The organism is Rhizobium sp. SYY.PMSO (genome assembly GCF_046840415.1).
In the GTDB taxonomy this organism is placed as follows: Bacteria; Pseudomonadota; Alphaproteobacteria; order Rhizobiales; family Rhizobiaceae; genus Rhizobium.
Map to the genome: position 1 here is coordinate 854,991 of NZ_CP177349.1, position 25,863 is coordinate 880,853.

The window sequence follows — 25,863 nt, forward strand, 5'->3', positions numbered from 1 at the left end:
CGTTTCCTCGTTGAGCCGGTAGTATTGGCGGGAGCGTACAGATTGGGCGTGTACTGCGCCGACTTATATTGATCTTTCCGTGAAAATCCAATGAGAATGAGCGTTGAAAGCTGGTGCAGCAAAAATGCGTCGGCATTACGCCTAAGATGGTCGAAACGCCTTCATCCACAGGTGCTTTCCGCTGATTTCTTGCCGGGAATCGCCATCTCCGATAGTCAGGGACCATGGGACAAAATCTTACACCGCCGTCCGGCGACGGCGACGACAATATCCTTCCGGTCGACCTGAAGGCAGCGCTCGAAGAGCGCTATCTGGCCTATGCTCTGTCGACGATCACGCAACGCGCGCTTCCCGACGTTCGCGACGGGTTGAAGCCGGTGCATCGGCGCATCGTCTATGCGATGAGCGAGATGGGTCTTCGCCCCAACGCCGCCTTCCGCAAATGCGCCAAGATCGTCGGCGAGGTGATGGGTAACTATCACCCGCATGGCGACCAGTCGATCTACGATGCGCTGGCGCGTCTCGCGCAGGATTTCTCGCAGCGCTACACGCTGGTCAACGGCCAGGGCAATTTCGGCAACATCGACGGCGATAGCCCGGCCGCGATGCGCTACACCGAATCCAAGATGACGGCGGTTTCCGAACTGCTGCTCGAAGGCATCGACCAGGACGCGGTGGATTTCCGCGACACCTACGACGAGTCGAATTCCGAGCCGGTCGTTCTGCCCGGCGCCTTTCCCAATCTGCTCGCCAACGGCTCCTCCGGCATTGCCGTCGGCATGGCGACCTCCATTCCGTCGCACAACGTTCACGAGCTTTGCGACGCGGCGCTGCATCTGATCAAGGATCGCGATGCCAGCGTCGAGAAACTCGTGGAACTCTATATTCCCGGCCCCGACTTTCCGACCGGCGGCATCATTATCGACGATCGCCGCAGCATCACCGAAAGCTACAAGACCGGTCGCGGCGGTTTCCGCGTCCGCTCCAAATGGGAGATCGAGGATCTGGGCCGTGGCGGCTATCAGATCGTCGTCACCGAGATCCCGTTCCAGGTGCAGAAGTCCCGGCTGATCGAAAAGATCGCCGAGCTGCTGCTGGCGCGCAAGCTGCCGCTGCTCGAGGATATCCGCGACGAATCCGCCGAGGACATCCGCGTCGTTCTCGTGCCGAAGAGCCGCACCGTCGACCCGACGATTCTGATGGAATCGATGTTCAAGCTGACGGAGCTGGAAAGCCGTTTCCCGCTCAACATGAACGTCCTGTCCATGGGCCGCATTCCAAAGGTCATGGCGCTGAACGAAGTACTGAAGGAATGGCTGGACCATCGCCGCGAAGTGCTTCTGCGCCGTTCCCGCTTCCGGCTCGCCGCCATCGAGAAACGCCTGGAAATTCTTGGCGGTTTCCTGATCGCCTATCTCAACATCGACGAGGTTATCGCCATCATCCGCGAGGAGGATGAGCCGAAGCCCGTGATGATGGAGCGGTTCGGGCTTACGGACAATCAGGTCGAAGCCATCCTCAACATGCGGCTGCGCTCCTTGCGCAAGCTGGAAGAGTTCGAAATCCGCAAGGAATTCGATGGCCTGACCAAGGAGAAGGCCGATATCGAGGCGTTGCTGGCCTCGGAAGAGAAGCAGTGGCAGACGGTTTCCTGGGAAATCGGCGAGGTGAAGAAGAAATTCGCCAAGGCCACCGACATCGGCCGTCGCCGCACGCAGTTTGCCGAAGCGCCGGAAGCCGACGATGCCGCCATCCAGCAGGCGATGATCGAGAAGGAGCCGATCACCGTCGTCGTCTCGGAAAAGGGCTGGATCCGCGCCCTGAAGGGCCATATCTCCGATACGTCCTCGTTGACCTTCAAGGAGGGGGACGGTCTCAAGGTTGCGTTCCCGGCGCAGACGACGGACAAGATCCTGATCATCACGACCGGCGGCAAGGCCTACACGCTCGGCGGCGACAAGCTGCCTGGCGGCCGCGGCCATGGCGAGCCGCTGCGCATCATGATCGACATGGAAAACGATCAGGACGTGCTGACGGCCTTCGTCCACGATCCGCAGCGCAAGCAGCTGATAGCCTCGACGGCCGGCAATGGCTTCGTCGTCGCGGAGGCGGAACTCATTGCCAATACCCGCAAGGGCAAGCAGATCATGAACGTCTCCTATCCCGACGAGACGAAGCTTCTGGTGCCGGTTTCCGGCGATCACGTCGCCGTGGTCGGCGAGAACCGCAAGATGGTCATCTTCCCGCTCGCGCAAGTTCCGGAAATGTCGCGCGGCAAGGGCGTGCGCCTGCAGCGCTACAAGGATGGCGGCGTTTCCGACATCCGGTGCTTCGTCATTGCCGATGGCCTGACCTGGGAAGACAGCGCCGGCCGCACCTTCACCAAGACGAAGGACGAATTGGCGGAATGGCTGGGCGATCGCGCCGCTGCCGGCCGCGCCGTGCCGAAGGGCTTCCCCAGAAGCGGACGGTTCTCGGGGTGAGGCTTGGTTGAACCGAGTTCAAGGCAATCGGGCTGTTACGGTCGATTGCTGCAAGAAGCGCCCTGAGCCTTAGCGAGGGGTCGGGTAGCGCGCCTTGACTTCAATAGCCGGCAGTCGACCCGAGGGGCGACTGCCGGCTGACCTCGTTAGACCGATGCGAAGCGAATGGAAAGTCGGTTGGTTTCTAATCCGTATCTGAAAGACAGACGTCCCGCAGGAAGCGCGTTGCTCCCTCTTCATCGATTTCGCCAGCGGCCACAGCCGCGACGAAAGTGTAGAGGTTGGCGTCCGTCGTCTGAATTCTGAACCCGTTGTCCATGAGAAAGACGGCCGCGGCCACTATTGCGATACGCTTGTTGCCATCTGTGAATCCGTGGTTTTTCGCTAGTCCAAATAGATAAGCCGCCACCAGTTCAATGATATCCTCGCCGCCATATCGAGCTTTGTTAATCGGGCGTGCCAAGGCAGATTCGAGAGAACCTTCGTCGCGTAAGCCATACGAGGCACCGAACCTCTTAATTTGCGTCTCGTGCAACTTTTCGATGAGGGATATCGTCAGAAAGATTGCCGGCATCATTCTGCCAGCTTCTTAAGTGCCACTTTGTATTGGTCCATGAAGCGCTGCGCGTGCTCCATCTGGCGCGCAAAGTCCGCATCGGTCGGGTGCATCAGCAATCCGCCATCTTTCAAGCTGAGTTCCAAGCTGTCGCCGGCTCCGAGACCCAGCTGATCCAGGATTTCCTTCGGGATAATAACGCCTTCGGAATTGCCGATCTTTCGGATGGTGACGCTCGTGTCTCAGCTCCAATGTAATAACTGAGTTATAACATTGGGCGATCATGATTTTAATTTACAAGGTCTTACGCCGCGAGTGCCGCTCTTGCCTTGACCCGCGCCTGCCATAGCGAGTGGGCGGCAAGCGCAAGGATCAGGATCGCGCCGCCGGCCAGGGTCAGCGTGGTCGGCGCTTCCGCGAAGATCAGCCAGACCCAGATCGGCGCAAGAATCGTTTCCAGCAGATAGAACATCGCGACTTCGGGTGCGGAGAGAAACCGCGTACCCGTCGCGAGGCACCAGAAGGAAAGCGGCATCAGCACGGCGCCGTCGAACAGGATCCAGCCGGGATGTTGGATGGAAAAACCGGCAGGCGCTATGTGATAAAGCCCGACAGCCGCCGGAATGACGGCGGCCAGAAGCGAGGCGAAACCCATGTCGCGTCCCGAGGCGCGGCCGATGGTAATGGCGCAGGCGATGGAAAAGGAGGCGAGCACCGAAAGCGCGTCGCCCAGCAGATGGCCGCTTTCCATGCCGCCTCCCACGATCAGGCCGACCCCGAGAATCATGACCGCCATGGTGATGAACGTCGAAAGGGCAGGGCGCTCCTTGAGGAAGATCCATGACAGCAGCGCCGTGAACATCGGGTTGAGCGCGATGATGAACACCACGTTTGCCGCCGTCGTATAGTAGACGGCGAGAAGAAAGGTGATGGTCGTCAGCCCGTAGAAGAATGCGACGGGAAGCCCCAGCCAGCCAGGCAGCACGCGTTGCAGCGAACCCGTGACCCTGCGAATGGCGACAAGGACGGCGAGCGCCACGACGATGGTCGCAAGGCTGCGTGCCGACAGCACCGACCAGACCTCGCCGCTGGAAAGCCGGATCAGCGGTATGTCCATCGAAAGCGCCAGGCCGCCCAGCGTCGTCAGCAACAAACCTTTTTTGTGATCCGAAAGATGGGAGAACATTCAGCGGAAGGTATCTTTGCCGTCATCGGCGGTCGGATCGAAACGTTCCCAGCCGCGCGGCGTCAGGTGCTCCTGCGGTTGGAAGCGCGTCTTGTAATCCATCTTGCGCGAACCCTTGACCCAATAGCCGAGATAGACATGCGGCAGCCCGAGCGCCTTCGTCCGCTTGATATGATCGAGGATCATGAAGGTGCCGAGCGATCTCTCGTCAAGATCGGGATTGAAGTAGGAATAGACCATCGACAGGCCGTCGCTCATGACGTCGGTCAGGGCGGCCGCCAGCAGCTCGCCTTTCGGACGTTGTTCAAGCCCGGAGCCTTCCTCGCGGCGGCGATATTCGATGATGCGGGTGTTCACATGCGTATCTTCGACCATGATCGCATAATCGAGCACGGTCATGTCGGACATGCCGCCGTGCTGATGGCGATAGTCGAGATAGCGGCGGAAGAGCGAATATTGCTCGCTGGAAGGCTGTGCCGGAAATTCGGTGGCGATGATGTCGCTGTTGGCGGACAGCACGCGCCGCATGGAGCGGGTGGACTCGAATTCCTGGGCGAGGATGCGAACGGATACGCAGGCGCGGCAGGATTCGCAGGCAGGCCGATAGGCGATGTTTTGCGAGCGCCGGAAACCGCCCTGGGTCAGGATATCGTTCATCTCGGCTGCACGCGGACCGACGAGATGCGTGAAAACCTTGCGCTCCATCTCGTGCGGCAAGTACGGGCAGGTGGCCGGTGCCGTCAGATAAAACTGCGGAGATGGCGTCGACTGCGTGTTCATCTGCCGTTGATTGCCCTTTCTTCCGGCACCTGTTTTTTACAAGCATGGCCCAAGTTTGGAAAACGTCAACCACGTCCTTCGCTAAAGATCGAAGTTTCCTAATTCATGATGCACTCGATCGCCGTCCCGCGGGGCATCGGCTCCGCGAGAGATCGCGTTGTTTCGGTATCGCGATGCGCCTTCAGGCCGTGCGGGCGATGACGGTGCCCAGCAGCAGGTCATGGAGCAGCCGGCTGCGCTCGGTAAACAAACCGACCAACAGGATCAGCGGCGTCAGGACGGAGTTCAGAATCCAGAATAGCGCCAGATGGACGATTGCCGTCAGAAAATCCATCCGCTGGCCATCGACGCGGAGCATAGTGAGGCCCATGGCGCGCATGCCGAGCGAAGCCTGATAAGGGCCGCCGAGCGTCCAGCCGAAATAGAAGCCGGCCACGAGGATGAAAAGGACCGGATAGAGGACGAAGCCAAGGCCGAACGTCAGGATCGAAACGAAAAACAGAAGCACGGCCGCCGGAATGCACAGCAGCGCCACGATGATGTAATCGACGACGAAGGCGAAGATTCGCCTGCTCAGCACGCCACTATAGGCGCGCCAGTCGTCCGGTGCTGCATAGAGCGGGCTGGGGTTCAGGCTCATCGCTTTCCTCCTTGGCGCATGGTCCTTCAATCGTTCCCAATTGGCGAAGGCTCATGGCAGGTTGAAGATGCCGCCGCACGGCATCTCGCAGGGAAGCGGCGTGCGGCGGAAAAACATTTGCCGAACATATGGTATCGGGAGCCGCAAATACAATAAGCGGACGGGGCGCGCTATCTCTTCGTCAGATGCTTTGCCACATCGATGGCGAAATAGGTGAGGATGCCGTCGCAGCCTGCGCGCTTGAAGGCGAGCAGGGTTTCGAGCATCACCCGCTCGCCGTCGATCCAGCCGTTGGCGGCCGCCGCCTTGATCATCGCGTACTCGCCTGAGACCTGATAGGCGAAGGTCGGAAGGCCGAAAGCCTCCTTCAGCCGCCAACAGATGTCGAGATAGGGCAGACCGGGCTTGACCATCAGCATATCGGCGCCTTCCTCGACGTCGAGCGTGGCGTCGCGCACGGCCTCGGTGCCGTTGGCCGGGTCGATATAATAGGTCTTCTTGTCGCCCTTGAGCAGCCCGCCGGTCGAAATCGCCTCGCGGTAGGGGCCGTAGAAGGCCGAGCTGAATTTCGTCGCATAGCTCATGATGCCGACATTCTGATGGCCGGCGGCGTCGAGCGCCTGGCGGATCGCGCCGATGCGACCGTCCATCATTTCCGAAGGCGCGATGATATCGGCGCCCGCATCCGCCTGATAGATGGCCGCCTGCGCCACTTGCTCGACCGTCTCGTCGTTGACGATTTCGTTGCCGCGCAGGATGCCGTCGTGGCCATGGCTGGTGAACGGGTCGAGGGCGACATCGGTGATGACGCCGATATTCGGCACGGCCTTCTTGATCGCGGCGCTGGCGAGATTGATGAGATTGTTCTTCTCGAGACTGTTGGAGCCGGTCTCGTCGCGCAGCTCCATTTCGATGTTCGGGAAGGTGGCAAGTGCGGGAATACCGAGATCGGCTGCTTCCTTCGCCGCTTCGACGGCCTTGTCCACGGTCATGCGGTTGACGCCGGGCATGGCGGGGATCGGCTCCAGGATGCCGGTGCCGGGAATGAGGAAGATCGGCCAGATCAGATCGTCGACGGTCAGCCTGTTTTCCTGCACGAGGCGGCGCGTCCAGTCCGCCTTGCGGTTGCGTCGCATGCGGCGATGCCCGGTGATCTCGTCGACGAGATGCGTCTTGTTTTCCATGATGCCGCCATCCTTCTTCGTCTATCTGTGGCCTTATTCGATGGGCAGCGTACGTATCATGCTGTCCCCAGGATTCAAAACCCGGCGAAAGGCCGCAGCCATTATATTCTGGCGAGGCCGATGCCTCATACGTATTGTTCGCGCATGGAACCTGATTCTTCGACCGTACCCAAGAATACGCTGACGGACATCCTGTTCGTGCTGTTCCTGCGGCTGATAGCGATCGCCTGCTTCTGGCTCGGCCTGCAATATTGGGCGATGCTGGTCGGCTATTCGTTGGAAGGGCATGCCCGGTTCGATCTGCTGGCGCTGCCCTGGAAGGTCGCGGCCGCCGGACTGGCCGTCGTTTTCCCGGTCGCTGCCCTCGGATTGTGGCTCACCGTCTCCTGGGGGCCGGTCATGTGGGTACTGGCCGCAGGCGGGCAGGCATTGATGTACGGGGTCTGGCCGGAGATATTCGGATCCAATCCCCTGATCATGATCTTGCATGCCTGCGTGGCCGTGATTTATTGCCTTTTCCGCGTTCTTCTATGGCAGGAAAAGCGCCGCCGTCGCCGGCAGCAGGTAATGGTTGATTTACCCTGAGACACCAAGACTTCGCGGTAAGGTGCTGTTAAGCTTGCAGTTTAAGTAGAATTTTATGTGTATTCGATAGGGTCTCACTCAAGGCGGGAAGAAAACGACACCGCCAAACAAAACAGAGTGAGGCCAAGTCATGATGAACACGAAAATCAAGCCGCAGGCAGTTGCGAACGCTCGGGATCAGCAGGTTGACGACATCCGGGCCCTCTACATGGAATCCCTTCACCTGGTCGAGCGTTTGCACCGCCGCCTGCTTGATGTCATCAAGGACGAGTTCGACCGCCAGGGTCGCGACGACGTCAATGCCGTACAGGCACTTCTTCTTTTCAACATCGGCAATTCCGAGCTGACGGCCGGCGAATTGCGCTCCCGCGGTTTCTACCTCGGTTCGAACGTTTCCTACAACGTCAAGAAGCTGGTCGACCTCGGCTTCATCAACCACCAGCGCTCGCGCATCGACCGCCGCTCGGTCCGCATCAGCCTGACGGAAACCGGCCAGGAGATCGCCGAAACCGTTGCCAGGCTCTATGAGCGCCACATCGGCTCGATCGACAAGGTCGGCGGCATCGGCACCGACGAGTTCACCCAGATGAACAAGCTGCTGCAGCGTCTGGACCGCTTCTGGAACGACACCATCGCCTATCGCATGTAAGTAACGGCGACGGATCGATCGCAAGACCTTCCAGTAAAAGCAAGCTGGACACGTTTCCCTGCGTGTCCGGCTTGAATCTGTTGTTACATTGGCGATTGTGCGTTTTTTGCCACGTCCGCCGCTTACCTTGCGTTGCATGCAACTTGCAAGTCGCCTGTGGCATTGACGGCCGGCCAATACACGCTATGAACCACGCGTAGCCGTGGTATTTTAGCAAATGCAGTTTGATCTTTCTTCCGCCGCCGCATGGCAAGGCAAGTTTCATGCCGGGCGACACGAATTGGCCATATTGCTATGACAGCGGAAACGGACGGCAAGCAGCGCTCTCGAAATTCGATCTTTCGGTCCAAAGTCCTGGCTTCGCGATATTGTGATAGTTCGTGGCCAGGTTTTTGGTGGTGCTTTAAGGGAACGGATCGATACTGGGCGGCGTTACTTGGCGCAAGCTGCGCTATTTACTGCTTCCTCTCTAGGCTGCGCATGATTGGATCGCAGCGTTGAACGGTTGGGATATGTCGAAGAAAAACGGAATTGAACCATTCTCGCGCCGCTCTTTCCTGCGGACGGCCGCAACTCTAGGCGCTGCCGCGCTGGCCGCTCCGGCACTCGCGCAAAACGCCACTCCGCTTGAAGCGCTGATCAACGACCGCTCTCGCGGCAATTGGGACGACCAGTTCGATGCCAAGGCTGCGGCGCGTACAGCGGCGGCCGTGCAGTCGAACACGCCGATCCTCGGCCCGGATTCCGTACCGAACATTCAGCAGGCGATTGCCCAGTACCAGAGTATCGTCGCCAATGGCGGCTGGCCGCAAGTCAGCCCGACAAGCCAGCAACCGCTGCAGATCGGCGTTACCGATCCTGCGGTGCAGTCCTTGCGCCAGCATCTGATGGTGACGGGCGACCTGCCGCGCGAAGCGGGCATTTCCTCGTCCTTCGATTCCTACGTAGACGGCGCCGTCAAGCGCTTCCAGGCTCGCCATGGCCTGCCGCCGGATGGCGTTATCGGCGATTTCACGCAGAAGGCGATGAACATTCCCGCCAACGTCCGCCTGCAGCAGTTGAACACCAATCTCGTCCGCCTTCAGACGTTCCCGTCCGACCTCGGCCGCCGTCACGTCATGGTCAACATCCCCGCGACCCGTGTCGAGGCCGTGCAGGACGGTCAGGTGGCGCTGCGCCATGAGGCGATCGTCGGCCGTGAATCGCGCCCGACGCACATCATCAATTCGAAGATCTACGAGGTCATCCTCAATCCGTACTGGACGGCGCCGCGCTCCATCATCGTCAAGGACATCATGCCGCTCATGCGGAAGGATCCGACCTACCTGACGAAGAGCAATATCCGTCTTCTCGACAGCAGGGGCCAGGAAGTCGCGCCTGAAACGATCGACTGGAATTCGGACAAGGCTCCGGATCTGACGTTCCGCCAGGATCCGGGCAAGACGAACGCCATGGCGTCCACGAAGATCAACTTCCATAACCCCAACAACGAATACATGCACGACACGCCGGAGCAGGGCCTGTTCAACAAGCTGATGCGTTTCGACAGCTCGGGCTGCGTGCGCGTTCAGAACGTGCGCGACCTGGCGACCTGGCTCCTGGCCGAAACTCCGGGCTGGCCGCGCCAGCACATCGAGCAGGTCATCTCGACCCGCGTCAACACGCCGATCACGCTCGCGACGGAAGTGCCGGTTTATTTCGTCTATATCTCCGCCTGGAGCGCGGCCGACGGTATCGTCCAGTTCCGCGACGACATCTATAATCTTGACGGCAATTCCCAGCTGGCGCTCGATACGACCCAGGGGATGGAGCAGCCGGTTCAATAACCGGCAGGCTTCGAGCTTGCTTTGTCACCGAAGCCGCATCCCCGGATGCGGCTTTTTCGTTTGCCGGCGGCGCTCATCGTAGAATGCCCAGCAAATGTCGCTGATCGTATTGCTCTCGGATCACCCTGAGGCTAATACCTCTGCATTGCCGTTCCGGCCCGTTCAGGAGCTTTCACGATGACCAATGCGTCCACCGAACCCTTCTTCAATCGCTCGCTTGCCGATACCGATCCGGAAATCTTTGGCGCGATCGGCAAGGAACTGGGTCGCCAGCGGCACGAAATCGAACTGATCGCCTCGGAAAACATCGTCTCGCGCGCCGTTCTGGAAGCGCAGGGCTCGATCATGACCAACAAGTATGCCGAAGGTTATCCCGGCAAGCGCTACTATGGCGGCTGCCAGTATGTCGACATCGCCGAAGAGCTCGCCATCGAACGCGCCAAGAAGCTGTTCGGCGTCAACTTCGCCAACGTCCAGCCGAATTCCGGTTCGCAGATGAACCAGGCCGTCTTTCTTGCCCTGCTGCAGCCGGGCGACACCTTCATGGGCCTCGACCTGAATTCGGGCGGCCACCTGACCCACGGCTCGCCGGTCAACATGTCCGGCAAGTGGTTCAACGTCGTTTCCTACGGCGTGCGCGAAGGCGACAACCTGCTCGACATGGACGCTGTTCAGCGCAAGGCTGAAGAGACCAGGCCGAAGCTCATCATTGCCGGCGGCACCGCCTACTCCCGCATCTGGGACTGGAAGCGCTTCCGCGAGATCGCCGACAGCGTCGGCGCCTATCTGATGGTCGACATGGCCCACATCGCCGGCCTCGTTGCCGGTGGCCAGCATCCGTCGCCGTTCCCGCATTGCCACGTCGCCACCACGACCACGCACAAGTCGCTCCGTGGCCCGCGCGGCGGCATGATCCTCACCAACGACGAGGATCTGGCGAAGAAGTTCAATTCGGCCGTCTTCCCCGGCCTCCAGGGCGGCCCGCTCATGCACGTCATCGCCGCCAAGGCCGTTGCCCTCGGCGAAGCGCTGCAGCCTGATTTCAAGGACTACGCCGCCCAGATCGTCAAGAACGCCAAGGCTCTCGCCGAAACGCTGATATCAGGCGGTGTCGATGTCGTTTCCGGCGGCACCGACAACCACCTGATGCTGGTCGACCTGCGCAAGAAGAACGCAACCGGCAAGCGCGCCGAGGCCGCGCTCGGCCGCGCCTACGTCACCTGCAACAAGAACGGCATTCCGTTCGACCCCGAAAAGCCCTTCGTCACTTCAGGCGTCCGCCTCGGCACGCCGGCCGGCACGACGCGCGGCTTCAAGGAAGCCGAGTTCCGTGAGATCGGCAATCTGATCATCGAAGTGCTCGATGGCCTGAAGGTCGCCAATTCCGACGAAGGCAATGCCGCCGTCGAGGCTGCCGTGCGCGAGAAGGTGGTCAAGCTCACCGACCGCTTCCCGATGTACGGCTACCTGGGCTGAGGAGGGCGCATGCGCTGCCCATACTGCGGCTCTGAAGATACCCAGGTCAAGGATTCGCGCCCGGCGGAGGACAACACCTCCATCCGCCGGCGGCGCATCTGTCCGGATTGCGGCGGTCGCTTCACCACCTTCGAGCGCGTGCAGCTGCGCGAGCTCATGGTCATCAAGAAGACCGGCCGCAAAGTGCTGTTCGATCGTGACAAGCTGGTGCGCTCCTTCGAGATCGCGCTGCGCAAGCGTCCGGTCGATCGGGACCGGATAGAGCGGGCCGTTTCCGGCATCGTCCGCCGCCTCGAAAGTTCCGGCGAGACGGAGATCAGCTCCGAGCAGATCGGTCTTCAGGTGCTGGAAGCGCTGAAAAGCCTCGATGATGTGGCCTTCGTGCGCTATGCCTCGGTCTATCGCGATTTTTCGCATGCCGAGGATTTCGAGCATGTGATCAACGAGATCAATGCGAAGATCGCCCGCGATCCGCTGGATCCTTGATCATGGCGTCGCGGCCCGAGGATGAACGTTTCATGGCCGAGGCCATCCGTTTGTCGCGCAGGCATCTGGGACTGACCTCGACAAATCCGTCCGTCGGTTGCCTCATCGTCAGGGACGGCGTGGTTCTCGGCAGCGGCGTAACCGCGGTTGGCGGACGCCCGCATGCGGAACCGCAGGCTCTGGCCGAAGCGGGCGAAGCGGCCAGGGGCGCCACCGCCTATGTAACGCTCGAACCCTGTTCGCACTATGGCAAGACGCCGCCCTGCGCCGAGGCATTGATTGCCTATGGCGTGGCGCGCGTCGTCATTAGCGTCACCGATCCCGACCAGCGCGTTTCCGGCCGCGGCATCGCCATGCTGCGCGACGCTGGCATCGAGGTCGATGCCGGCATTCTGGAGACGGAGGGCAGGCGATCCCTGGCGGGCTACCTCATGCGCCAGACGAGAAACCGGCCCTATGTGACTCTCAAGCTTGCCGTTTCCGCCGATGGCATGATCGGCAAGGTGGGCGAGGGGCAGGTTCGCATCACCGGCGATGTCGCGCGGGCGCAGGTGCAGATGCTGCGCGCCGAAAGCGACGCCATTCTCGTCGGCATCGGCACGGCGATATCAGACGATCCGGAATTGACCTGCCGGCTTCCCGGCCTGGAAGACCGTTCGCCCTTGCGCATCGTTATCGATGACGACCTGCAACTGCCGCTCGGCAGCAAGCTGGTGAAAACGGCACGGAAATATCCGGTTATCGCGGTTGCCGGTCATCCACCTTCCTTTGACGACAATACTGATGCCGCCTTTCTGGGCCGCCGCGCTGCCCTCGATGCTGCGGGCGTCGAGGTATTGCAGTCCAATTCGGGCGAGCCGGGAGCGTTGCTGGAGGCCTTGGGTACGCGCGGCATTTCCTCCCTGCTGGTGGAAGGGGGGGCCAAGACCGCGCGGCGCTTCCTCGACGCCGGAATGATCGACCGCATCCTGCTGTTTCAGGGGCCGGCCGATATCGGCGAGGGCGGTATTGAATCGCCCGTCCTCAAATCCAATATCCCAGCCAGTTTCATGCATATCGGCGAGAGCCGCTTCGGCGACGATCTCTGCGACGAATACGAAAGAGGTTTTTGATGTTTACCGGAATTGTCACCGACGTCGGCACGGTCGAATCCATTTCCCCGCTGAAGGAAGGCATCAAGCTGCGCGTTGCCACCAATTACGATCCGGCGACGATCGACATGGGCGCCTCGATTTCGCATGCGGGCGTCTGCCTGACCGTTACCAGACTGCCGGAAGAGGGCAGCAACGGACGCTGGTTCGAGGTCGAGGCATGGGAGGAAGCCCTGCGCCTGACGACGATCGGCAGCTGGCAAGCGGGAGCCAAGATCAACCTCGAGCGCTCGCTGAAGATCGGCGACGAGCTTGGCGGCCATATCGTCTCCGGTCACATCGACGGCAAGGCGGAAATTCTCTCCGTAACGGCCGAGGGCGAGGCCACGCGCTTCCGCCTGCGCGCCCCGGAACACCTCGCAAGGTTCGTCGCGCCGAAGGGTTCGGTTGCGCTCGACGGCACCTCGCTCACGGTCAATGCCGTCGACGGCACGGAATTCGACGTACTCCTGATCCGCCATTCGCTTGAGGTCACGACCTGGGGCGAGCGCAAGGCTGGCGACTTCGTCAATTTCGAAGTCGATACCATGGCGCGCTACGCGGCCCGGCTGGCGGAATTCCCGGTCGTCCGCGAAGCTTGAGTTCTGCGCGCCGGCTGCTTTAAGCGAGCATCTTTTCCATCAGAAAATTCTGCAATGTCTGGCCGCGCTTCACGACTTGTTGTGCGGTCAGCACCGTAAAGCCTTTGCGCTGGAAAAAGGGGCGGGCGGTCAGGCTCGCCTCGGTGAAAATCCGCTGGAGACCCTGTTTGCGGGCGGCGCTCTCGACTGTAGCAAGCAACAGGGTAGCGACACCTTTTCCCTGGTAGTCGGGTGCGACAAACATCATATCCAGAAGGCCCTCCGATGTGAGATCGGTAAAGCCGACGGGCAATAACCCGTCCATTGCAAGCCAGGTCGGCCGGCTCGCCCGATACCGAGCCCAGACTTCGGCGTCATCGACCTTCGCCCAGGCAGCGATCTGCGCCGGGCTGTAATCTTTGGACGCCACCTCGCGAATGGCCCGCAGGAAAATATCGATTGTCGCCTGCGTATCCCCCGGTTCATAGGGCTTGATGGAAAACCTCTCTTGCGAAATCGGCATGTCCTGCCCCTCCCTGCCACCGTTCGGCGTTCGAACATCGCGTTAGGCTTGTCCTTGTAAATCAATGTGCCGATGCGGCGGAAGCCGATCTTCCCGCATGCCGGCATCTCGCCGGCGATGAGGCGGGGTCCTCATGCTCCCGGCGAGCAAGACATTCGCCAAAGTCGTCCTGCCTGTGTCCGCGCAGCAAGAGCCGCTCGACCGTCGACGTTGGAATGATCGTCAGGGATGGCAGCGCTTTGCTGCAAATGCCTTTGAGGATACCTAGTCATTCGAGGCGCCGGCTTCGCCATCCCAATAATCGAGGGCGGTAGTCTCCGCGCGGCCGATCACGCGGAACGTCGTCTTGTCGTCGCGATAGGTCTTGGCCAGGAACTTGCCGGAGTCGGGATACTCGACGATTTCAGTCCGCGCCTTGGTGGAAACGGCGAGATAGATCAGCACCGCCGGACCCTTGTTGATCAGCTGATGCGCGGTCTCAGGGCCGCCGGCCGGAGCACCCAGCACATCGCCTTTGCTGACGGCGACGCGCTTGTCGCCGAAGCGATACTCGCCTTCGCCATCGAGGATAACGAAGAACTCTTCCTCCACATGATGGTTGTGGAAGGGACAGCCGGATTTGCCGGGTGGCACTTCGTTGTAGCTGATCCCGAGGTTCTTCAATCCAAGCAGCGCCCCGAACGAGACGTCGCTGCCGGCAAAGAAGCTGCCTTGCTGCCAATGTTCCAGTTCGAGTTCGCCGACATTGACGGCGGGTATGGATTTCTTCGTCATGAACCTCCCCCTCTGCAGACCTGAAATTATTATCGAAGCGGTTGCGTGCGCGGAAGCCGCAATTTCCGCGGAGCTTCGGGGATTCCAAATAGGGCCGGAATCGGTGCCGGCCATTGAAAAACACTTGCCAAGCGCGGCCCGCCGTGGTTTGACCCGGCCTGACAAGGTGCCGCGCCCTCTCAATCCGCAGGTGATGTATGACCAGCTCTTCCAATGCTCACATCCTTATCGTGGAAGCCCGCTTCTATGACGATATGGCAGACGCCCTGCTTGACGGTGCCAAGGCTGCCCTCGATGCCGCTGGCGCAACCTATGACGTCGTCACGGTTCCCGGCGCGTTGGAGATTCCGGCTGCGATCGCCATGGCGCTCGACGGCGGCGATAATGGTAACGTGGTCTATGACGGCTACGTTGCGCTCGGCATGGTCATCCGCGGCGAGACCTATCATTTCGATATCGTCGCCAATGAATCCTCGCGGGCGCTGATGGATCTGGCCGTCAGTGAATCGCTGGCGATCGGCAACGGTATCCTGACTGTCGAGAACGATGAGCAGGCCTGGGCTCGCGCCCGCCGTTCGGACAAGGACAAGGGCGGCTTTGCCGCGCGCGCAGCGCTGACCATGATCGCGCTGAAAGAGAAGTTGGGTGCATAATACATGAGCAATCAGGATAACGAGCGACCGGCAAAACCCGCCAACCAGCGGGGCGCAGCACGCCTTGCGGCGGTTCAGGCGCTCTATCAGATGGATATCGGCGGAACCGGCGTTCTGGAGGTGGTGGCCGAATACGAGGCCCACCGTCTCGGCCAGGAGCTGGACGGCGAGACCTATCTGAAAGCCGACGCATCCTGGTTCCGCTCCATCGTTTCCGGTGTCGTGCGCGAGCAGACCCGGCTCGATCCGCTGATCGGCTCCGCGCTTCAGGACGATTGGGCGCTGTCGCGTCTCGACAGCACCGTGCGCGCCATTCTGCGCGCCGGTACTTTCGAGCTTCTCGACCGCAAGGACGTGCCTGTTCCCGTCATCGTCACCGAATATGTCGAGATTGCCCATGCCTTCTTCGAGGAGGACGAGCCGAAGCTCGTGAACGCCGTGCTCGACCGAATCGCCAAGCAGGTTCGCGGCGAAGCGAAGAAATAGCTTTCGCCGGTCGCCGGAAACGCGGCAATCGCCGCTTTCGTTTCGTTCGTTCGCGCCTGATTTCATCTTCGAATATTCTTTTGAACCTCCCGCGGGTGTTTTACCCGCGGGCGGTCTTGACGCGACGTTTTCCCGACAGCAATCTCGCATTGCACATCAGCCGGTCCTCTGGAGGAGGGGACCGGCCGTTGTCGCAGGCGGCCGGGGGAGGAGTGAACCGCCGGCTTTTTTGGAGGGAAAAAGCGAAATGTCGATTCTTTTAGGAGTGATCGCATGCGGACTGCTCTCGGTCATCTATGCCGTATGGGCAACCCGGTCGGTGCTCGCCGCCGATCAGGGCAACGCCCGCATGCAGGAGATTGCCGGGTATATTCGTGAAGGAGCGCAAGCCTATCTTGCGCGTCAGTACAGAACCATCGCCATCGTCGGGATCATCGTTTTCATCGCGGCCTGGTTCCTCTTGTCGTCCGAAGCCGCTTTCGGCTTCCTGATCGGCGCTATCCTCTCAGGCGCCGCAGGCTTCATCGGCATGCACGTCTCCGTGCGCGCCAATGTCCGCACGGCACAGGCCTCGTCGCAGAGCCTGTCGGCGGGCCTCGACATCGCCTTCAAGTCGGGTGCCATCACCGGCATGCTTGTCGCAGGTCTCGCCCTGCTCGGCGTCTCCATCTATTTCTACTTTCTGACCGGGGTTCTCGGCCACGAGGCAGGCTCGCGCGATGTCATCGATGCGCTGGTCGCACTCGGGTTCGGCGCCTCGCTGATTTCGATCTTCGCCCGCCTTGGCGGCGGCATTTTCACCAAGGGAGCCGACGTCGGCGGCGACCTCGTCGGCAAGGTCGAGGCCGGCATTCCCGAGGACGACCCGCGCAACCCCGCCACCATTGCCGACAACGTCGGCGACAATGTCGGCGATTGCGCCGGCATGGCGGCCGACCTGTTCGAGACCTATGCGGTGTCCGTCGTCGCGACGATGGTGCTCGCCGCGATCTTTTTCGCCGGCTCTCCGCTTCTCGGTTCCGCCATGGTCTATCCGCTGGCCATCTGCGGCGCCTGCATCATCACCTCGATCATCGGCACCTTCTTCGTGAAGCTCGGTGTCAACGGTTCGATCATGGGTGCTCTCTACAAGGGGCTCATCGCCACCGGCATCCTGTCGATCATCGGCCTGGGTGCGGCGACGTCGCTGACCATCGGCTGGGGCTCGGTCGGCACCGTCGCCGGTTTCGACATCACCGGCGCGAAATTGTTCTCCTGCGGCATCGTCGGTCTGGTCGTCACGGCGCTGATCGTCGTCATCACCGAATACTACACCGGCACGAACAAGCGGCCGGTCAACTCCATCGCCCAGGCATCGGTGACCGGTCACGGCACCAACGTCATCCAGGGCCTTGCCGTCTCGTTGGAATCGACGGCGCTGCCGGCGATCGTCATCGTCGGCGGCATCATCGCCACCTATCAGCTCGGCGGCCTGTTCGGCACCGGCATCGCCGTTACGGCCATGCTCGGCCTTGCCGGCATGATCGTCGCGCTCGACGCCTTCGGCCCGGTCACGGACAATGCCGGCGGCATCGCGGAAATGTCGCATCTTCCGCCGGAAGTGCGCAAATCCACCGATGCCCTGGATGCGGTCGGCAACACCACCAAGGCCGTCACCAAGGGTTATGCCATCGGCTCCGCCGGTCTCGGCGCCCTGGTATTGTTCGCCGCCTATTCGAATGACCTGCAGTATTTCGCGGCTCATGGCGACAAGTTCCCCTATTTCGCCAATGTGGGTACGATCTCCTTCGATCTCTCGAATCCCTATGTCGTCGCCGGCCTGCTGTTCGGCGGTCTCATCCCCTACCTCTTCGGCGGCATCGCCATGACGGCCGTCGGCCGTGCTGCCGGTTCGATCGTGGAAGAGGTCCGCAGGCAGTTCCGCGAAAAGCCGGGCATCATGCAGGGCACCGAACGTCCCGACTACGGCCGTGCGGTCGACCTGCTGACGAAGGCGGCCATTCGCGAGATGATCATTCCGTCGCTGCTGCCGGTCCTGGCACCGGTGGTCGTCTATTTCGGAGTGCTGCTGATATCCGGCTCCAAGGCTTCGGCCTTCGCGGCCCTTGGCGCCTCGCTGCTTGGCGTCATCATCAACGGCCTCTTCGTCGCCATTTCCATGACGTCGGGGGGCGGCGCATGGGATAACGCCAAGAAGAGCTTCGAGGATGGTTTCGTCGACAAGGACGGGACGCGTCACATGAAAGGATCGGAAGCCCACAAGGCATCGGTGACGGGCGACACCGTCGGCGATCCCTACAAGGATACGGCGGGTCCGGCGGTCAACCCGGCGATCAAGATCACCAACATCGTTGCGCTGCTGCTGCTCGCCATTCTCGCCGGCTAAGGCTATTCCAGGAAAACTGCGCAGCGGTTTTCCGTCCGGAATTGCGCCGATACAAAGAGATGAAGCGGTTCCGCGATTCGATGGAAAGCTGAACCGCTGCAAGGAAAGCAAACCGAACGCATAAAGAAAAACCCGCGGGGCACTGCCTCGCGGGTTTTTCGTTCAAGTGACCTTCCCGGCTTATTGGCCCGGATTGAGGTTGTTGAGGAAGTTCCTCGCGCCGTTGACGCCGCTGCCGCCACCTTGCAGAATCTGCTGCAGGAAGGTGATGTCGCGCCCGCCGGTCGGCGTCGTGCGGCTGATCATGTCGAAGACCTTGCCGTCCTTCAGCGTATAGTTGGCTTCCTGCTTCACCACGCCGTCCTTGTCGAAGTAGATCGCCAGGATGTTCTGGTCGACCAGCTTCGGCTTCATGAAGGCGACGGCGCGCGTGCGCTTCTGGGAGATGTAGTAGAAGACTTCCCCATCGAAGGTCGCGGTGGTCGACGGCGTGCCGAGCGACAGCAGAACCTGCTCGCGGCTGGAGCCGACCGGCGCGAGTGCCAGCGACTGCTGATCGAAGATGTAGCCGTTGTTCATGACCTCGCTGGTCTTGCAACCCGAAAGTCCCACGGTCGCAATCACCAGGGCGATGGCGGCACTGCTGCTGAAATTTATGTCAGACTTGAAATACCGTCTCGTCAACGACATCTCCCCTAATGAATCAATCCGATGGCCGGACGGCCGGTATGACCTTGCTGTGCATATCATTGTGGCCTTTCCGCGATTGGAAAAGACACAATGCCATTGTTCGGGCATTCTTCATCACCGATCATTCACAACGGGACGACGGTAAAGGGTGAGCCACGAAGCGGGCACAAACGGCATTGCAATTCGCGCCTGCTTCGGTAAACCAGCTTTTGCGTGGATGCAACAAGGCCAAGCAAAAACGACACGCTCTGAGGGAGCCAATTCCGGGAATTTTCATGATTTTTGGGCTCTTCCGCAAAAGAAATCACAATCAGATCATCGTCGTCAGGCAATATGAGGCCCTGACCTCCATGGCGCGGCAGCCGGTTTTCTATACCGATTACGACGTGCCTGACACGGTGATGGGGCGCTTCGAATTGCTGTCCGTGATGATGATCCTGTTTTTTCGCCGCACGCGATCTTCCGTGACCAGCGGTCAGGAACTTGCACAGGAAATCGTCGATGCCTTTTTCGAGGATATCGATTATTCGATCCGCGAGCTTGGAATCGGCGACAACAGCATCCCCAAACGCATGAAGAAGCTGGCCGGCATGTTTTACGGACGGCTCGAAAGCTATGCGGCCGCCATGGATGGTCATGATCGTGCGGCGCTTGCCATGGCGCTACGGCGCAACATCTATCCCAAGGCGGACGAAGGCACGGCGTCCATGGATGCGCTGGCGCACTGGATGCTGATGGCGGAAGCGCATCTGACGACTATAACCGAGGATCGGATCGCCACGGGCTCGGCGACGTTGCTGCTGCCGGAAAGACTCGACCGACAGGTCGGCTAGGAGGAAAAAATGAAAAGACACGACTCCGACGAAACGCCGTTTTCCTATCCGGTGAAGGTGGGCCATATCTCCGCCAATCCGGTGGAGGTACATATCGAAGCGGACGACCGCGAGCTTGCAGGGCTTGCCGCTCTTTGGGACGTCCTCTCGGTGAAGAAGCTTGCGGCCGATCTCAAGATCTCGCGCTGGAAGCGTGACGGGGTGCGTATCAAGGGCAACGTGAAGGCGAAGCTGGTCCAGGCTTGCGTCGTCACGCTCGAACCGGTCGAATCGGATATCGACGAGGACTTCGAGCATATCTTCATACCCGAGGACTCGAAGCTGGCGCGTGCGCCGACGATGGATGCGGGAGAAATGGTGCTCGATCCGGATGGCCCGGATCTTCCGGAAACCTTTACCGGCGACACGATCGATGCCGGGGAAGTCGTCGCGGAGTTTGCCGCTCTTGCTATCGATCCATATCCGCGCAAGCCCGGCGCAGAGTTCGCCGCGCATGTGGAAGACACGGGCGAGAACGACAGGAAACCCTCGCCATTTGCCGTTCTGAAAGACTGGAAAAAGGAATAGGCCCGCTTGGCAATTGAGCACAATTCAGTTGTAACCGGGGGAGAAAAAGGTATTTTGACGCCAAATTCGCCGTACTAGGCGGAGAAAAAGGACTAGGGACGCGTGATCAGAATTTCTCTTGACCTAATGGGTGGCGACTTCGGCCCAGAGGTTGTTGTTCCCGGCGCGGCCAGGGCGCTGGATAGGCATCCCGATATCACATTCATCATGTACGGTCAGAAGGATCGCTGCGAAGCGGTCCTCGCCAAATATCCGAAGCTTCGCGAAAAATCGGTCTTTCACGAATGTGAAGTCGCCATCAGCATGGATGAGAAGCCGAGCCAGGCGCTTCGCCGCGGCCGCTATGTTTCCAGCATGTGGCGTTCGATCGATGCGGTGAAGGCGGGCGATGCCGATGTCGTCGTGTCCGCCGGCAATACCGGCGCGCTGATGGCGATGGCGAAATTCTGTCTCCGCACGATGGCCAATATCGAACGCCCGGCGATCGCCGCAATCTGGCCGACGCTGCGTGGCGAAAGCATCGTGCTCGATGTCGGCGCCACCATCGGAGCCGATGCGCAGCAGCTGCTCGATTTCGCCCTGATGGGCGGCGCCATGGCACGCGCGCTCTTCGAAATCGAGCGCCCGACGGTCGGCTTGCTGAATGTCGGCGTCGAGGAGATCAAGGGCCAGGAAGAAGTCAAGGACGCGGGCCGGCTGATCCGCGAGGCCAATCTCGAGTCGCTCGAATATTCCGGTTTCGTCGAGGGCGACGATATCGGAAAGGGCACTGTCGATGTCGTCGTCACGGAAGGCTTTTCCGGCAATATCGCGCTGAAGGCGGCGGAAGGCACGGCCAAGCAGATCGGTTCCTATCTGCGTGCCGCCATGTCGCGCACGTTGCTTGCGCGCATCGGCTACGTCCTTGCCAAGAGCGCCTTCGATCTACTGCGTGAGAAGCTCGACCCCAGCAAGGTCAACGGCGGCGTTTTCCTCGGCCTCAACGGCATCGTCATCAAAAGCCACGGCGGCGCCAACGCGGAGGCTTTCGCGGCCGCCATCGACGTCGGTTACGATATGGCCAAGAATGGCCTCACACAGAAAATCGAAAACGATTTGAAAAGATACCATGCCAAGCGGCTGCCTCCCATAGGGCCGGAAGCGGCATGAGCGACGGGGTACAAGCAGAATGATCCGTTCAATTGTTCGCGGCTTTGGGGCGGCGCTCCCCAAGCGCGTCCTGACCAATTCCGAGATGGAGCAGATCGTCGACACCAGCGACGACTGGATCGTCCAGCGCTCCGGCATACGCCAGCGTTATATCGCCGGCGAAGGCGAAACGACGGCCTCGCTTGGCGAGCAGGCGGCCCGTGCGGCTCTCGCCAATGCCGGCCTGACGCCCGACGACCTCGATCTGATCATCGTCGCCACCTCGACGCCGGACAACACCTTTCCCGCAACCGCGGTGAATATCCAGAACCGGCTCGGCATGCATCACGGCTTTGCCTTCGACGTGCAGGCCGTCTGTAGCGGCTTCGTCTATGCGGTGACGACAGCCGACGCCTATATTCGCGGCGGCCTTGCCAGGCGCGTCCTCGTCATCGGCGCCGAAACGTTTTCCCGTATCCTCGACTGGACCGACCGCACGACCTGCGTCCTTTTCGGCGATGGCGCTGGAGCGCTGATCCTGGAAGCGGGCGAGGGGAGCGGCGCCAATACCGACCGCGGCGTGCTGACGGCAAGCCTGCGCTCCGATGGCGCGCACAAGGAAAAGCTCTATGTCGACGGCGGACCCTCCACGACAGGAACGGTCGGCGTTCTGCACATGGCGGGCCGTGAGGTGTTCAAGCACGCCGTCGGCATGATTACCGACGTCATTCAGGCCGCTTTCGATGCGACCGGCACCACCCCGGACGATCTCGACTGGCTGGTGCCGCATCAGGCCAATCGCCGCATTATCGACGGTTCCGCAAAGAAACTCGGAATTGCTCCCGAGAAGGTTGTGATCACCGTCGACCTCCATGGCAATACCTCGGCGGCCTCGATCCCCCTGGCGCTTGCCGCCGCAGCCGGAGATGGCCGAATCAAAAAGGGTGATCTGGTGATGCTCGAAGCCATGGGCGGCGGCTTCACCTGGGGCGCCGTCCTGCTGCGCTGGTAGTGCCGCATCTCTAAAAGCCGTTCCGAACAAGAGCTTGACCGTTCGGCGCAAGGGCAATAGTCTCGCGAAATTCAAAGAAGATTACGCAGCGATATGGGCGGGGAGCTATGACAGGCAAGACAGTGACGCGCGCAGATTTGGCGGAGTCGGTATTCCGGAAGGTCGGTCTTTCCCGAACGGAGTCGGCGGAACTCGTTGAGACTGTGATCGACGAAATCTGTAACGCCATCGTGCGTGGGGAAACCGTGAAGCTCTCCTCGTTTGCGACGTTTCAGGTGCGCGATAAAAATGAACGCATAGGGCGCAATCCGAAGACCGGCGAGGAAGTGCCGATCTCGCCGCGGCGTGTCATGACCTTCAAGGCTTCGAACGTTCTCAAGACCCGTATTCTGAAAGCGCATGCGAGCCGCAAGGCAAAGGCCAAGCCGGCAAATCCTGCTTCCTGAGTCCATCCCGACGTTTTCCATTCGGCCGCATGTCCTGTCTTGCGGCCTGTTTTATGCCTCTTTCCCTGCCGTTTGTTGCCAGCTTGTGCACCGGTTGAAGATGTGACTTGAATTTCCGCCGCCAAACCGTTGAAATATGGTGAGTCGCATCGCAAGGCGTACGGATTCCATATCCCTCCTGCGCGATCCGGCCCGAACGGCGTCGCATGCGCACAGTAGGAGTATGATGATGGACAAGAGCCCGGATGCATTTCGCACGATCAGCGAAGTCGCGGAAGACCTTGATCTGCCGCAGCATGTCCTACGGTTCTGGGAGACCAGGTTTCCGCAGATAAAGCCGATGAAGCGCGGCGGCGGCCGACGCTACTATCGCCCTGAAGATGTCGACCTGCTGAACGGCATCCGCCATCTGCTCTATGACCATGGCTATACGATCAAGGGTGTGCAGAAGCTTCTGAAGACCAACGGCAACAAGTTCGTCATTGCCGTGGGTCATGGGGATCTTGCGAGTGTGGAGGCGCTTGCCTCCGCGCAGGAGCCGGCCAGCGTCGAGCCGCGCATCGGCTCGGTCAATTCGGATGAAGATCAGCTCGTCGGTCGCGCCAAGGCGCCCATCAGCCGCCGTTTCTTCAATTTCGTCAGCGGCGAGGACGGCGCGCCGGATGTTTCCATCGGCAAATCCAGCGTCGGCAAGGAGGATCGTGCCTTGCTTCAGGAGACGCTCTACGACCTTCTGGAATGCAAGCGCCTGCTCGACCAGGTGCGATAACTGTCCTCGATGCGGCAGCGATTCCAGTAAAAGCCGGCCGAATTCCAAGAATATACAACTATTATATGCGCAATTTTGGTTTGTGCATGTTTTGGCTGTGTATCGCCTGCGCATCTATTGTGCGCCGGCGTGATATTTTTGTGACAGTCGCCACTCTTCTGCGTTGTGAAAATTAATAAGGAAGACTTATTAACTTGCCGCGATGGAGACGCAGGTTCAGTTTGATGACGAAGCTTTGTTGCTTCGCCCTGTGTGAGGGGAACAGTCAGGCTATGGAGGGGCACGCCGTGTCTGCCGGGAAACTCCATCCCTGACGGATTAGTCGAATGGAGACACCATGAACATCAAGAGCCTTCTTCTTGGCTCCGCCGCTGCCGTCGTCGCAGCGAGCGCCGCCCATGCCGCCGACGCCATTGTAGCCGCCGAGCCCGAACCACTTGAATATGTCCGTATCTGCGATGCATACGGCACTGGCTATTTCTATATTCCCGGCACGGAAACATGCCTGAAGGTCGGTGGAAAGGTTCGCACGGAGGGCGAGTGGTATGACGCCTATAATCCGCGCAGCAAGGTCGGGACGCTCTGGCATGAGCGCGTCGAGCTCAATGTCGACACGGCTACCGATACGGAATACGGCCCGCTGAAGACCAACACCATCTTCCGCTGGGAGTGGAACGACGGAAACGCAACCTCCGCAAAGCTGCTGTTCGCCAACATCAGCCTCGGCGGCTTCACGGTCGGCAAGCTCGACTCGCAGTACAATCTGTACGCAGGCTACGCTGGCGACGTCATCAACGACGATGCGATCTACGACGGTCCCTACGAACTCAACCAGCTGACCTACAACTACGATGCCGGCAACGGCTTCACGGCTGTCATCTCGCTCGAAGACAGCAACTCCACCTCTGATGGCGAGGCATCCTATGGCGCCGGTTGGTGGACCGACGACAAGTCCGACCACTATGCTCCCGACGTCGTCGCCGGCGCCGGCTACAAGACCGACAACTGGGGCTTCAAGGTCGTCGGCGGTTACGACTCGATCGTCGAGGAGGGCGCCATCAAGGCCCGTATCGACGCCAAGTTCGGCGGCGTGGAAGCCTTCCTGATGGGCGGCTGGAATACCGATGGCGACAAGCTGAACAAATACGCCGGCACCAACCAGGACATCTCGGCCTGCACCGCATCGAACGGCACGGTCAATGCGGCCAAGTGCGGTTGGGGCGATTGGGCTTTGTGGGGCGGCGTTGGCGTTCCGATCAACGAAAAGCTGAAGTGGAACCTCCAGCTCGCCTACACCGACTCGAAGATCTTCGAGGCGACCACGAACCTGAAGTTCAATCCGGTCAAGGACCTGCTGGTCGAGCCGGAAGTGACCTACATGCACTACGACTACATCAAGGACGATACGGTCGCAGGCATTCTCCGCTTCGAACGCAACTTCTGATCTGAGGCGAATGATCCGATCCGGCCGGTGAATATCGCTCCGGCAAAGGTGATGTGCGGGGAGGCCCTGTCGTCCGACGGGGCCTCTCGTTTTTTCCGCATAGTGCTATCCAGCTGTTAAGCAAAATACTATCTTCGCGCGTGATTTCAGCGGATTGGGCCGAATTTCCCGCATTGCTGGCTTTCCTCGGCTTGCTAAAGCTTACCGTTGGCTGTATTTCGCTTCTCCGGGGTTGTATCCTGAATTCACCGGAGGGAATATGCGCATACGTGCTACCGTGGCGGCGAGCCTCCTCGCCGTAACCACCATTTTATCGAGCTGCCAGACGCCGCAGGAATCTGCGACCAACGCTGAAATGACCTGTCAGTCGCAGGGCTTCCGTCCTGGAACGCAGCGTTATAACCGTTGCGTCGGCACGACCTATCAGGCCAACCGCGCCCAGGCGCAGCAGGCTGAAAACCAGGCGGCGGCCGTGGCGGCGGCCGGCATTATCGGCGGCGTTCTCGTCGGCGCTGCCGTCAGCGATAATCACTATCATCGCGGCTACTACGGCCGGCCCTATTACCGCCGGTGCTATCGCTGCTGGTAAG

General features: G+C 60.4%; 28 protein-coding genes. 19 read left to right on the plus strand and 9 right to left on the minus strand.

Annotation, left to right across the window (positions count from 1 at the left end):
- Nucleotides 1–224: 224 nt before the first annotated feature.
- The gene (parC, locus tag ACJJVH_RS04140) at nucleotides 225–2,483 is read left to right on the plus strand and encodes a DNA topoisomerase IV subunit A (RefSeq protein WP_112797203.1); all 2,259 of its coding nucleotides are present in this window, start codon (nucleotides 225–227) and stop codon (nucleotides 2,481–2,483) included.
- Between the two features lie 184 nt (nucleotides 2,484–2,667).
- Here parC and ACJJVH_RS04145 read toward each other — a convergent pair whose 3' ends face one another.
- The 6 genes from ACJJVH_RS04145 to hemB all read right to left on the minus strand — a co-directional run bounded on the left by ACJJVH_RS04145 (nucleotide 2,668) and on the right by hemB (nucleotide 6,829).
- A complete protein-coding gene (locus ACJJVH_RS04145) occupies nucleotides 2,668–3,057 on the minus strand; it encodes a type II toxin-antitoxin system death-on-curing family toxin (protein ID WP_412065128.1) in 390 nt (129 codons plus the stop codon).
- A complete protein-coding gene (locus tag ACJJVH_RS04150) occupies nucleotides 3,057–3,266 on the minus strand; it encodes an AbrB/MazE/SpoVT family DNA-binding domain-containing protein (protein ID WP_412065129.1) in 210 nt (69 codons plus the stop codon). Before ACJJVH_RS04150 ends, ACJJVH_RS04145 begins: the two co-directional genes overlap by 1 nt.
- A gap of 77 nt (nucleotides 3,267–3,343) precedes the next feature.
- Nucleotides 3,344–4,225 (minus strand): DMT family transporter, encoded by an 882-nt coding sequence (locus tag ACJJVH_RS04155; protein WP_113370223.1) that lies wholly within the window; start codon nucleotides 4,223–4,225, stop codon nucleotides 3,344–3,346.
- The gene (locus ACJJVH_RS04160; RefSeq protein WP_112797211.1) at nucleotides 4,226–5,005 is read right to left on the minus strand and encodes an arginyltransferase; all 780 of its coding nucleotides are present in this window, start codon (nucleotides 5,003–5,005) and stop codon (nucleotides 4,226–4,228) included.
- A gap of 181 nt (nucleotides 5,006–5,186) precedes the next feature.
- Nucleotides 5,187–5,645, minus strand: a complete 459-nt coding sequence (locus ACJJVH_RS04165; protein WP_112797213.1) for an RDD family protein — start codon at nucleotides 5,643–5,645, stop codon at nucleotides 5,187–5,189.
- 170 nt (nucleotides 5,646–5,815) lie between these two features.
- A complete protein-coding gene (gene hemB / locus ACJJVH_RS04170) occupies nucleotides 5,816–6,829 on the minus strand; it encodes a porphobilinogen synthase (protein ID WP_412064792.1) in 1,014 nt (337 codons plus the stop codon).
- 144 nt (nucleotides 6,830–6,973) lie between these two features.
- On the opposite strand from hemB, the gene ACJJVH_RS04175 reads away from it, so the two are divergent.
- The 7 genes from ACJJVH_RS04175 (at nucleotide 6,974) to ACJJVH_RS04205 (ending at nucleotide 13,583) form a co-directional block, all read left to right on the plus strand.
- A complete protein-coding gene (locus ACJJVH_RS04175; protein WP_112797217.1) occupies nucleotides 6,974–7,414 on the plus strand; it encodes a DUF6163 family protein in 441 nt (146 codons plus the stop codon).
- A 133-nt stretch (nucleotides 7,415–7,547) separates the two neighbouring features.
- A complete protein-coding gene (ldtR, locus tag ACJJVH_RS04180; RefSeq protein ID WP_112797219.1) occupies nucleotides 7,548–8,063 on the plus strand; it encodes a transcriptional regulator LdtR in 516 nt (171 codons plus the stop codon).
- 512 nt (nucleotides 8,064–8,575) lie between these two features.
- Complete coding sequence (locus ACJJVH_RS04185) at nucleotides 8,576–9,889, plus strand: L,D-transpeptidase family protein (RefSeq protein ID WP_112797221.1); 1,314 nt, start codon at nucleotides 8,576–8,578, stop codon at nucleotides 9,887–9,889.
- Nucleotides 9,890–10,066: 177 nt separating this feature from the next.
- Nucleotides 10,067–11,365: a serine hydroxymethyltransferase gene (gene glyA / locus ACJJVH_RS04190; protein WP_113358081.1), complete on the plus strand. Its 1,299-nt coding sequence runs from the start codon at nucleotides 10,067–10,069 to the stop codon at nucleotides 11,363–11,365.
- Between the two features lie 9 nt (nucleotides 11,366–11,374).
- Nucleotides 11,375–11,851 carry a transcriptional regulator NrdR gene (gene nrdR, locus ACJJVH_RS04195; RefSeq protein ID WP_112797224.1) on the plus strand — a complete coding sequence of 159 codons (477 nt, stop codon included), beginning with the start codon at nucleotides 11,375–11,377 and terminating at the stop codon, nucleotides 11,849–11,851.
- A gap of 2 nt (nucleotides 11,852–11,853) precedes the next feature.
- Nucleotides 11,854–12,963: a bifunctional diaminohydroxyphosphoribosylaminopyrimidine deaminase/5-amino-6-(5-phosphoribosylamino)uracil reductase RibD gene (ribD, locus tag ACJJVH_RS04200; protein WP_412064793.1), complete on the plus strand. Its 1,110-nt coding sequence runs from the start codon at nucleotides 11,854–11,856 to the stop codon at nucleotides 12,961–12,963.
- Nucleotides 12,963–13,583, plus strand: coding sequence for a riboflavin synthase (locus ACJJVH_RS04205; RefSeq protein ID WP_112797228.1), 621 nt, complete (start codon nucleotides 12,963–12,965; stop codon nucleotides 13,581–13,583). The genes ribD and ACJJVH_RS04205 overlap by 1 nt, the downstream gene beginning before the upstream one ends.
- Nucleotides 13,584–13,602: 19 nt before the next feature.
- Here ACJJVH_RS04205 and ACJJVH_RS04210 read toward each other — a convergent pair whose 3' ends face one another.
- Together ACJJVH_RS04210 and ACJJVH_RS04215 are read right to left on the minus strand one after the other, a co-directional pair.
- Complete coding sequence (locus ACJJVH_RS04210; RefSeq protein WP_412064794.1) at nucleotides 13,603–14,085, minus strand: GNAT family N-acetyltransferase; 483 nt, start codon at nucleotides 14,083–14,085, stop codon at nucleotides 13,603–13,605.
- A 264-nt stretch (nucleotides 14,086–14,349) separates the two neighbouring features.
- A complete protein-coding gene (locus ACJJVH_RS04215; protein WP_412064795.1) occupies nucleotides 14,350–14,859 on the minus strand; it encodes a cupin domain-containing protein in 510 nt (169 codons plus the stop codon).
- Between the two features lie 197 nt (nucleotides 14,860–15,056).
- On the opposite strand from ACJJVH_RS04215, the gene ACJJVH_RS04220 reads away from it, so the two are divergent.
- The 3 genes from ACJJVH_RS04220 to ACJJVH_RS04230 all read left to right on the plus strand — a co-directional run bounded on the left by ACJJVH_RS04220 (nucleotide 15,057) and on the right by ACJJVH_RS04230 (nucleotide 18,384).
- A complete protein-coding gene (locus ACJJVH_RS04220) occupies nucleotides 15,057–15,512 on the plus strand; it encodes a 6,7-dimethyl-8-ribityllumazine synthase (RefSeq protein ID WP_092710734.1) in 456 nt (151 codons plus the stop codon).
- Between the two features lie 3 nt (nucleotides 15,513–15,515).
- Nucleotides 15,516–15,998 carry a transcription antitermination factor NusB gene (gene nusB / locus ACJJVH_RS04225; RefSeq protein ID WP_004122322.1) on the plus strand — a complete coding sequence of 161 codons (483 nt, stop codon included), beginning with the start codon at nucleotides 15,516–15,518 and terminating at the stop codon, nucleotides 15,996–15,998.
- 247 nt (nucleotides 15,999–16,245) lie between these two features.
- Entirely contained in the window at nucleotides 16,246–18,384 is a 2,139-nt protein-coding gene (locus ACJJVH_RS04230; protein WP_113358077.1) for a sodium-translocating pyrophosphatase, read from the plus strand.
- Nucleotides 18,385–18,564: 180 nt separating this feature from the next.
- Here the strand turns inward: ACJJVH_RS04230 and ACJJVH_RS04235 are convergent, their stop codons facing one another.
- The gene (locus tag ACJJVH_RS04235; protein WP_112797236.1) at nucleotides 18,565–19,074 is read right to left on the minus strand and encodes an outer membrane protein assembly factor BamE; all 510 of its coding nucleotides are present in this window, start codon (nucleotides 19,072–19,074) and stop codon (nucleotides 18,565–18,567) included.
- Nucleotides 19,075–19,349: 275 nt separating this feature from the next.
- On the opposite strand from ACJJVH_RS04235, the gene ACJJVH_RS04240 reads away from it, so the two are divergent.
- The 8 genes from ACJJVH_RS04240 (at nucleotide 19,350) to ACJJVH_RS04275 (ending at nucleotide 25,862) form a co-directional block, all read left to right on the plus strand.
- Complete coding sequence (locus ACJJVH_RS04240; RefSeq protein ID WP_113391933.1) at nucleotides 19,350–19,907, plus strand: ubiquinol-cytochrome C chaperone family protein; 558 nt, start codon at nucleotides 19,350–19,352, stop codon at nucleotides 19,905–19,907.
- Between the two features lie 9 nt (nucleotides 19,908–19,916).
- Nucleotides 19,917–20,474 carry a DUF177 domain-containing protein gene (locus ACJJVH_RS04245; RefSeq protein WP_113358075.1) on the plus strand — a complete coding sequence of 186 codons (558 nt, stop codon included), beginning with the start codon at nucleotides 19,917–19,919 and terminating at the stop codon, nucleotides 20,472–20,474.
- Between the two features lie 102 nt (nucleotides 20,475–20,576).
- Nucleotides 20,577–21,623, plus strand: coding sequence for a phosphate acyltransferase PlsX (plsX, locus tag ACJJVH_RS04250; RefSeq protein ID WP_112797242.1), 1,047 nt, complete (start codon nucleotides 20,577–20,579; stop codon nucleotides 21,621–21,623).
- A gap of 19 nt (nucleotides 21,624–21,642) precedes the next feature.
- Nucleotides 21,643–22,614 carry a beta-ketoacyl-ACP synthase III gene (locus ACJJVH_RS04255; protein ID WP_112797244.1) on the plus strand — a complete coding sequence of 324 codons (972 nt, stop codon included), beginning with the start codon at nucleotides 21,643–21,645 and terminating at the stop codon, nucleotides 22,612–22,614.
- Between the two features lie 107 nt (nucleotides 22,615–22,721).
- Nucleotides 22,722–23,060 carry an integration host factor subunit alpha gene (locus ACJJVH_RS04260; RefSeq protein ID WP_112797246.1) on the plus strand — a complete coding sequence of 113 codons (339 nt, stop codon included), beginning with the start codon at nucleotides 22,722–22,724 and terminating at the stop codon, nucleotides 23,058–23,060.
- A gap of 223 nt (nucleotides 23,061–23,283) precedes the next feature.
- Nucleotides 23,284–23,829 (plus strand): MerR family transcriptional regulator, encoded by a 546-nt coding sequence (locus tag ACJJVH_RS04265; protein WP_112797397.1) that lies wholly within the window; start codon nucleotides 23,284–23,286, stop codon nucleotides 23,827–23,829.
- A 337-nt stretch (nucleotides 23,830–24,166) separates the two neighbouring features.
- The gene (locus ACJJVH_RS04270; protein WP_112797248.1) at nucleotides 24,167–25,273 is read left to right on the plus strand and encodes a porin; all 1,107 of its coding nucleotides are present in this window, start codon (nucleotides 24,167–24,169) and stop codon (nucleotides 25,271–25,273) included.
- A 259-nt stretch (nucleotides 25,274–25,532) separates the two neighbouring features.
- Nucleotides 25,533–25,862 carry a hypothetical protein gene (locus tag ACJJVH_RS04275; protein WP_112797250.1) on the plus strand — a complete coding sequence of 110 codons (330 nt, stop codon included), beginning with the start codon at nucleotides 25,533–25,535 and terminating at the stop codon, nucleotides 25,860–25,862.
- The last annotated feature ends 1 nt before the right edge of the window (nucleotide 25,863 follow it).